This window comes from Moritella sp. (assembly GCF_033791185.1).
In the GTDB taxonomy this organism is placed as follows: Bacteria; Pseudomonadota; Gammaproteobacteria; order Enterobacterales; family Moritellaceae; genus Moritella.
Genome location: NZ_JASJHF010000206.1, coordinates 1 through 3482, shown reverse-complemented (window position 1 = coordinate 3482; position 3482 = coordinate 1). Strand labels below are relative to the sequence as shown.

Annotated in this window: 3 protein-coding genes and 1 pseudogene; 3 read left to right on the top strand and 1 reads right to left on the bottom strand. The window is 39.0% G+C overall.

Translation table 11 applies throughout. The features are described from left to right. On the bottom strand, positions 1-675 hold a 675-nt coding region (locus QNK26_RS12460; RefSeq protein WP_319223367.1), incomplete at its 3' end, for a Calx-beta domain-containing protein. 358 nt (positions 676-1033) lie between these two features. On the opposite strand from QNK26_RS12460, the gene QNK26_RS12455 reads away from it, so the two are divergent. The 3 genes and pseudogenes from QNK26_RS12455 to QNK26_RS12445 all read left to right on the top strand — a co-directional run. Then, positions 1034-1582, top strand: coding sequence for an ECF-type riboflavin transporter substrate-binding protein (locus tag QNK26_RS12455; RefSeq protein WP_319223364.1), 549 nt, complete (start codon positions 1034-1036; stop codon positions 1580-1582). Between the two features lie 6 nt (positions 1583-1588). Then, complete coding sequence (locus QNK26_RS12450; RefSeq protein WP_319223362.1) at positions 1589-3283, top strand: ABC transporter ATP-binding protein; 1695 nt, start codon at positions 1589-1591, stop codon at positions 3281-3283. Then, positions 3283-3482, top strand: a pseudogene (locus QNK26_RS12445) (energy-coupling factor transporter transmembrane protein EcfT); the annotation flags it as partial. The gene QNK26_RS12450 and the pseudogene QNK26_RS12445, both read left to right, overlap by 1 nt.

Genomic DNA, 3482 nt, shown 5'->3' with positions numbered 1-3482 from the left:
TTGAGTCGTCATAGAGGCATTCACCATAGTATCAATTTCCAAAGCCGGTGTCAGGCCATATTGCACCACCGTATTTGAGGCGATGTTTGTCTCCCAATAAATGGTTAAACTTTCCGTATTAATTTCTTTCTCAGAAGGATTACTTAATCTCAACTTAATTTTATATTCAGCTGATCTTTCAGGAACGGTGGCATTACCAGTTACGAAAGATACTTTTGCTAAATCGTTTGCTGAATCTTTAATAACTACGATTTCAGTAGCAACACCAAGCTTTGCATTCGTTGGTGAACTTAATGTGATTGTAAACTCTTCATCTTGTTCATCTATATCATCAGCAAGGATTACCAATTCAATCGTTGCGCTATTTGAACCAGAAGGAATAGTCAATACGCCGCTTTGCGCTTGGAAATCATCTCCTGCGGTAGCGGTTTTAGGATTAAGGCTATAATGAACAGTCACATTATCTTCAATCGTTTTAGACATACTAATTGTTGCAGAATACGACGCGAGCCCTTCATCAGGTTCAGTTAATGCAGAAACAGGTTGAATAGAAATACTCGGCTTATTCTTTTCTATTTCTTCAGCCTGTTTTTTTTCTTCTTCAGTTGGCGCACAACCCAATAATGACGTTATAACCATGATGAAAAGTACAATTTTGTATTTTTTTAGCCGCATTAACCCTTACCACTTTTTAGTTAAATAAAAGTCAACATTATAGCAACATTGCTGAGTTGGTCATAGTTAATCCGTCAGAAATCACTGATTAATAATAAGTTATCAAATAAGATAGACAAATTAAAACCGCTAATACCATCTCAGCAACAAACATAAATATCCACATTTAGCCTAAATAATTTCGATATAACCTAGATAATGATGAGAAACACAGCCCCTACCAGCTAGGTAGCAACAAAGGTAACAATTGAAATACTGGTTAAAAGAAAACCACCTCAAGTTTATTTCCTTAATAGCCTGTATTCCTGTACAATTTGCACCTTTGATTTTTCGCGTTAATTTACACCCAAGGCTTATTATGAATCTTTCAGCTAAAACCGTTGTTGTGATTGCAATTGGTGCTGCGTTATATGGCATCGGCGGACTACCTATGTTTGGTATACCAGTATTTGCAAACACCACACTAAAACCAGCGATGGCAGTGCTTGCACTCTTCTCGGTATTATTTGGTCCATTAGTTGGTTTCTTAGTAGGCTTTATTGGTCATTGGGTGACCGATTTATTCTCTGGCTGGGGTGTTTGGTTAACGTGGGTATTAGGCTCAGGTATTGTTGGTCTTATCATTGGTCTATTTCCTAAACTGACACAAGGTCGTTTAGAAAAAGGACAATTTTCGATGAAAGATATGGCACTCTTTGTGGTGCTTGCATTAATCGGTAACACCGTAGGTTATGGTGTATCAGCCCTACTCGATAGCCTCCTTTATGCCGAACCGTTTACCAAAGTGATGACGCAATTAACCATTATTGCAGCAGGTAATACGGTATTAATCGCGGTTGTTGGTTACATTCTACTGACTGCGTTTGCCAAACGTAAGAAACAAAGCCGCAATTTGACCGAGGGTTAATCAACAATGACCATCGAATTTTCTGACTTCTCTTTTAAATATGCTTCGCAAGAAAAAGCGACCCTAACAGGCATTAATCTAAGGATAGAGAAAGGAGAGAAAATTGTCATTATTGGTCCAAGTGGCAGCGGTAAATCAACCCTTGGGCAATGCTTAAACGGACTTATCCCCCATGCGATTAAAGGGACGATGTCTGGCAGCTTAACCATCAATGATGTTTCGATATCAGGGTTAAGCATGCAAGATTACAGCGAGTCTGTTGGTACCGTATTACAAGATACCGATAGCCAATTTGTTGGTTTAAGCATTGGTGAAGATATTGCCTTTGCGCTTGAGAATGACATGATATCTCAAGCTGAAATGCTACCTATCGTGCAAAAAACAGCGGCGATGGTTGATCTTGATGACTTGCTTGAGCATTCGCCATATGCATTATCAGGGGGTCAAAAACAGCGTGTATCATTAGCAGGTATTCTGGTTGACGATACTGACATCTTGTTGTTTGACGAACCACTGGCCAGCCTAGATCCGAAAACGGGTAAAGCAACCATTGAGATCATCGACCAGCTGCATCAAGAGACAGGTAAAACCGTCATTATCATTGAGCATCGTCTCGAAGATGTATTACACCGCCATGTCGACCGAGTGATCTTAATGGAGCGAGGTCAGATCATTGCCGATATGTCTCCTGATGAATTAATTGTTTCTCCGCTATTACAAATTCATGGCATCCGTGAACCCTTGTATATATCGGCGTTAAAAGCAGCAAAATGCCCTTTATCAATTGCAGATAAACCTGCTTTTATTGAAAAAATGGACCTACAAAAATATAAAGCACCATTAACAGATTGGTTTAATGCCCAAGCGCCCATCATTCCGCCTAAAACAACAGAAACATTACTTGAGATTAGTGACTTAACTTATTCTTATACTGGCGAGAAGAACGCGCTTGAGGATATTTCGTTTAGTATTAATCGTGGTGAATTCGTTTCTATCTTAGGTAAGAATGGCTCAGGTAAATCAACCATTACTAAGCTGATCATGGGGGTTATCGCTCCTGATGTTGGTCAAATTAAGCTTAATGGTAAAGACATAGCCAACTTATCTATCTTTGAGCGTGCGCAAAAAATTGGTGTGGTGATGCAAAATCCTAATCATATGATCTCCAATCACATGATTTTTGATGAAGTGGCGTTTGGTCTACGTAACCGCGGCCACGACGAAGCATTTGTGAAAGAGAAAGTACTGCACGTACTCGGTTTATGCGGTTTAATAAAATACCGTCACTGGCCAATTGAGGCACTTAGCTATGGTCAAAAAAAACGAGTAACCATTGCTTCTATCTTAGCCTTAGAGCCTGAATTACTTATTTTAGACGAACCGACAGCTGGGCAAGATCACCGTAACTACACCTCAATGTTGTCATTTATTAACACTCTAAATAAAACGCTGGGCATCACTGTGCTTATTATTTCTCATGATATGCATTTAGTTTTAGAGTACACCACCCGCTCAGTGGTGATAGCAGAAAGTAAATTAATCGCTAATTCGCCAGTATCAACAGTGTTCAGCGACCCGACTCTGCTTAACCGTGCGAATTTAAAAGTAACCAGCTTGTATACGCTAGCCAACGCGATTGGTATCGAAAATACAGATGGTTTTATGCAGCAGTTTATCAAATCTGAAGTAGCGCCTTCATAATGAAGAGCAATACAAACCGTGAAAGTCATATGAATAAAAACACGAATAAAAATACTTTTAATAGCAACAAAAGTAGCGTCAATAAAACTAAAAAAATTGATTTTGGGATTAACTATGTTAATACTAATTCGGCTTTACATCAGATTAATGGAGTGACCAAGTTTGTCCTGTTCTTAGCATGGGTAACAGTCGTTTTAAC